At 60.2% G+C, this 4,811-nt stretch carries 5 protein-coding genes; 1 reads left to right on the forward strand and 4 read right to left on the reverse strand.

The genetic code is table 11. From position 1 onward, the window contains the following. The coding region (locus ACQY7U_RS17985) for a RimK/LysX family protein (RefSeq protein ID WP_428647280.1) at positions 1 to 241 on the reverse strand (241 nt) is incomplete at its 3' end. A 161-nt stretch (positions 242 to 402) separates the two neighbouring features. Continuing rightward, entirely contained in the window at positions 403 to 984 is a 582-nt protein-coding gene (locus ACQY7U_RS17990; protein WP_428647283.1) for a VOC family protein, read from the reverse strand. A 191-nt stretch (positions 985 to 1,175) separates the two neighbouring features. Here ACQY7U_RS17990 and ACQY7U_RS17995 point away from each other — a divergent pair, with 191 nt between their 5' ends. Beyond that, positions 1,176 to 2,177 (forward strand): DMT family transporter, encoded by a 1,002-nt coding sequence (locus tag ACQY7U_RS17995; RefSeq protein WP_428647286.1) that lies wholly within the window; start codon positions 1,176 to 1,178, stop codon positions 2,175 to 2,177. Positions 2,178 to 2,377: 200 nt separating this feature from the next. Here ACQY7U_RS17995 and ACQY7U_RS18000 read toward each other — a convergent pair whose 3' ends face one another. Together ACQY7U_RS18000 and ACQY7U_RS18005 are read right to left on the reverse strand one after the other, a co-directional pair. Then, on the reverse strand, positions 2,378 to 4,048 hold the full coding sequence (locus ACQY7U_RS18000) for a long-chain-fatty-acid--CoA ligase (protein ID WP_428647289.1): 1,671 nt from the start codon (positions 4,046 to 4,048) through the stop codon (positions 2,378 to 2,380). 297 nt (positions 4,049 to 4,345) lie between these two features. After that, positions 4,346 to 4,811, reverse strand: a 466-nt coding sequence (locus ACQY7U_RS18005) for an AAA family ATPase (protein WP_428647292.1), incomplete at its 5' end; no start/stop codon positions are given.

Genomic DNA, 4,811 nt, shown 5'->3' on the forward strand with positions numbered 1-4,811 from the left:
GAACCGGGACTTCAACCTTGAAGTCGCTGTGATGACGGGATGCCGGCACCCGGAAGCGGACCCATTTCGCTCCGTCCCGGTCAAAGACCTCCTGGTCCTCCGCATGGAGCGCGGAGGTGCGCGCACCGGTGTCGATCTTGGCCCGCATGTCGAACACGCCCAGTTCCGGAAGGCTGACGATTTCGCGCCAGCCGATAATGTCCGCAGCGAGTGCGGCACGAGCCTTTTTTGCGACTGCCATTCATTGGAACCCTGAGGACCCCTGGCGCTACAAGTGCTTGGCGCGCCAACTTACCTAACCTGAAATTGGAACATTGCATGCCCGATTTGCCGGTGCAACCGGATTGCTTGCACCGGACCGGGTCGCTGCAACTCCAGACTGATATCGGAATTTCCTCGACGCTAGTAGGGGTTTTTCGCCTCCCTGTCGCCCGACAGGCTCCCTCTTGTTTTTCGTGTCAGGTTCTCGATCGCGTCGGCCAGATGCACTTCCTGGATATTGTAGTCGCCACAGGCAACACGCAACTTGTGCGCTTCCAGCATCACTTCGCCCATGGAAACCCCCTCCGGCGGCTTGAATCTGTAGCTGGCCAGCTCGATCAGGAGGCCGAGTGGATCGCGGAAATAGATCGAATCCATGAAGCCGCGGTCCTTTGGCCCGCTATGGGCAATGCCTCGCGCGTCCAGACGCTCGGCCACTTGCCGGAAAGTCGCCTGGGATACGTCGAGGGCCATATGGTGCACGCATCCGATCGTCTGCGGCGCCGCTTCCGGGTCAGGTTTGCGGTCCTCGTTGGTGAAGATCGTGATCAGGCGCCCGTCGCCCGGATCGAAATAAAGGTGGCTCTGGTTGGCATCGTCCAGGTTCGGCTGCTCGAAGACAAACGGCATGCCGAGAACCCCTTCCCAGAAATCGATGGAAGTCTGCCTGTCAGCCCCGACCAGCGTGATATGATGGATTCCCTGCGTCTGGATCTTGCGCATCGCGTTCCTCCCTGTGTGTTTTTCAATTTAGAACATGCGTCAGCCAGCGGCGAAATCAATTAATTGCCCTGCCCTTCACATCCGGCGCAAAACGTCTAAGCTTGTGACAAATGCAACCAAATGCCTGACACGGCGCGAGCCCCCGGCTCTTCGACCCTCCCCTCAAAGACGTGGCAGGCTCAGGATTCAACATGGATATGCCTGCAAAAGACCCGGAGCCATCAGCGGCATCCGGCAGCTCCAAACCCGTCACCGAACGGCCTATGACGGAAAGGTTTGCCGGGCTGTTCGCGCAGCTGCCTTCCAACACCATCGGAGCGCTGTGGATCCTGCTGGCGGCCTTCCTGTTCTCGATCATGGTGACCCTGATCAAGTTTCTTGGACAGAACCTCAGCGTCTTCCAGATCCTCTTCGTACGTCAGGCAGTGATGCTGGCGATCGTTACCCCCAGGATCCTGAGCGGGCTGCCCACGTCGCTGGCGACGAAACGCCCCTGGCTGCAGCTCTCCCGCGTGGCGGTGGCGACAACCGCGATGCTGTGCGGCTTTACAGCCGTCATCGAGCTGCCGCTGGCAGACGCCACAGCCATCAGCTTCTCCAAGACCTTCTTCCTGACGATCTTCGCCATCTGGCTGTTGGGTGAGAAGGTGGGAATACATCGCTGGGGGGCAACCATCGTCGGATTTCTCGGGGTTCTCCTGATGTTGAGGCCGGACGGCGAAGGACTGATCGACCCCTATGCCCTGCTCGCCCTGTCTGGCGCCGCCTGCGCGGGCCTGGTCATGATCATCGTGCGCATGCTGACACGCACAGATTCCACCCTCACGATACTGACCTATCAGGCCTTCGGGGTCGGGCTGATCATGCTGGTTCCCGCCGTGCTGACCTGGCACGCACCGACGCTGGCACAATGGGGCCTGCTGCTTCTGGTCGGGATCGTCTCCTGGGCGGCTCAGACCGCCAACATTCAAGCCTTCAGAGCCGGTGAAGCCACGGCCATCGCCTCACTCGACTACACAAGACTGCTCTACGCCACCGTTTTCGGAGCGCTCGTCTTCAGCCAGTGGCCACGCGTTGAAACCCTGTTCGGCGCCGCCGTCATCATCGCCGCCTCGATCTATACAGTCCGGCGCGAAGCGAAACGCGGCCGCGAACTCGCCCGCGCCGCCGAAGGACGCGGGTATTCGAACTAAGGCACTTTCCGCAGTCATCCCGGCCAGGCGAAGCGCGAGCCGGGACCGGAGAGGTCGAAGTGCTTGACACACGCTTCACGTCAAATCAGTTCGTCGCCGGCACTCCGATCCCGGATCTCCGCCACGCTGCGTCCGGGAAGACGAACTCAGAGTGTGACCTCAGCCGCGCGCGCATCTCCCGGCTGTTCTCCTCGATTCACTCAAATACTCTTCGCCTGCGCCTCCGCCCGCTTCCGGGCCTCTTCCTCCACCAGTTCCTTCTTCGACAATTTGCCGACCATGGTCTTGGGCAGCTCGTCGCGAAACTCGATCTCGCGCGGCAGCTCAATAGCTGACAGATGATCTTTGAGGAACGCCTTCATATCGTCGTGGGTGATGGAATACCCTTCCTTCAGCTTAATGAAGGCTTTGGGCGACTGGCCGCGATATTCGTCCGGAATGGCAATGACGATGGCTTCGTCGACCGCTTCGTGCAGGTAGATCGCTTCCTCGATGATACGGGGATAGACATTGTAGCCGGAGCACAGGATCAGGTCCTTGATGCGGTCGACCAGATAGATGAAGCCGTCCTCGTCCTGGTAGCCGACATCGCCGGTATGCAGATACCCGTCTTCGTTGATGGTTTCCGCCGTGGCGTCGTCCCGTTTCCAGTAGCCTTTCATGATCTGGGGGCCGTGCAGCAGCAGTTCACCTTTTTCGCCCCTTTCCACCTCGGTCTTGCGGTCTTCGATGCTGACGAATTTCGCTGTGGTGCCCGGCACCAGCCGGCCGATGGACCCGGCACGGCGGTTTTCGTCTAGCGGATTGACCGCCGCGACCGGCGAGGATTCGGTCAGGCCGTAGCCCTCCACGAGCATGCAGCCGGTGATCTTCTCAAAGCCGTCCTTGACCTCGACCGGCAGGGGCGCGCCCCCCGACAGGCAGATTTCGATGCTGGAGAGGTCATAGTTCCGGGTCAACGGCGAGTTGCTGATGGCGGTGTAGATGGTCGGAACACCCGGAAACAGCGTCACCTTCTTGCGCTTGATTGCGTCCAACAGCGCCTTCAGTTCGAAGCGCGGCTGCAGCACCATCTCGGCACCCAGAATGATTGACAGGTTCTGCGCCACCGTCATGGCAAAGACGTGGAAGAACGGCAGCACGCACAGCATCCTCTCCTGGCCCGGCTGCGCCTTTTCGAAGACGCAGCGCATCTGCTCGATGTTGGCCGAAAGGTTCTTGTGGGTCAGCATGGCGCCCTTCGGAACACCGGTGGTGCCGCCCGTATATTGCAGCAGTGCGACGTCTTCGGCCGGATCGATTTCAACCGGCTTCGGACGGTCCCCCTTGGTCTGCAGGTCCTCGAACCGGATATGGGCATCATCTGAAGGAATGTCCGCCAGTTCCTTGCGCTTGAAGAGGTTGAACAGCACCTTCTTGACCGCCGGCAGGCAAAAACTCATCGGGCAGACGATGATCTTGTCGAGGACCTTCTCCTTCCGGACGTTCTCAACCTTGTCATAGATCACCTTCAAATCCATCGTCACCATGATGCGCACATCGGCATCACGCGCCTGGAAGGCGATTTCCCGCTCCACGTAGAGCGGATTGAAATTGGCGACCGTGCCGCCAATCTTCAAAATGGCGAAATAGAAGATAGTGTAGAAGGGTGTATTCGGCAGGCAGAGGCCCACATGCACGCCCGGTCCCACGCCCATGGCCTGAAGCCCGGCGGCGGTGCTGTCCACCAGCGCACCGAGTTCGGCATAGGTCCAGACCTTGCCCATGAAATCGGCTGCCGGCCGCGATCCGAATGTCGCAACAGTGGCCTCAAGATACACATGTACGGGACGGGGCTCGAATGCCGCGTTCCACTCCTCCGCAGTCGTCATACCGTTCTCCAACGCGCATTTGCCGCTTCGAAACGGCGAGGCCCTGCTTCCGAATATCTCAGGCGTCCCAAGGGTTTCGCCGGGATATCCGTCCTCCTGCCGGACCGCGCCCCCCCAAAAGCGTCACCTCTTCGGGTTCTTTCTGACATGACCCAACCTTCCGTTAACGTCAACCCGCGACGTTGCGGCACCCATTGATTTTTTTCACAAATGCCCGGATTGAGAAAGAGATATGTTCACATGAAGCCCGCACAATGGCCGAGCCCTCTCAAAAGCCCGGCCCAACGGGTGAAGCGCTTATCTTTTTGGCCAGTTCCATCGGGGCGGTTCGCATCCGTCCACAACCGTTTCTCCCAGTTCCTTGCGCAGATCGTAGCGGATGCAGCCCGCTTCTTCGGAGAGAACCGACACCAGTTCGCCCGCGTGGGAGACCACGATCACCTGTGTCTTTTCCGCTGCCTTGGAAATCAGCCGGGCGAGCGGCTCCAGAAGCGCCGGGTGCAGGCTGGTTTCAGGCTCGTTGAGGACAATCAGCGGCGCCGGCCGGGGCGACAGGAGCGCCGCCGTCAGCAACAGATAGCGCAAGGTTCCGTCCGACAGTTCGCTGGCGCGCAAGGGTCGTAGCAAACCCTTCTGCTGCATCAGCAATTCGAAATAGCCGTCATTGACGGCAATCTCGATCGAAGCGCCGGGAAAGGCATCGTCCACCGCCTCGGCCAGCGCTCTTTCGTCGCCGATTTCCAGGATCGTCTGCAGGGCGGCG

The sequence above is a fragment of the Roseibium sp. genome (assembly GCF_050301095.1).
In the GTDB taxonomy this organism is placed as follows: Bacteria; Pseudomonadota; Alphaproteobacteria; order Rhizobiales; family Stappiaceae; genus Roseibium.

Coding starts and splice junctions, on each gene's coding strand:
- ACQY7U_RS17990 (WP_428647283.1), bottom strand. CDS start 984: ATGCGCAAGATCCAGACGCAGGGAATCCATCATATCACGCTGGTCGGG.
- ACQY7U_RS17995 (WP_428647286.1), top strand. CDS start 1,176: ATGGATATGCCTGCAAAAGACCCGGAGCCATCAGCGGCATCCGGCAGC.
- ACQY7U_RS18000 (WP_428647289.1), bottom strand. CDS start 4,048: ATGACGACTGCGGAGGAGTGGAACGCGGCATTCGAGCCCCGTCCCGTA.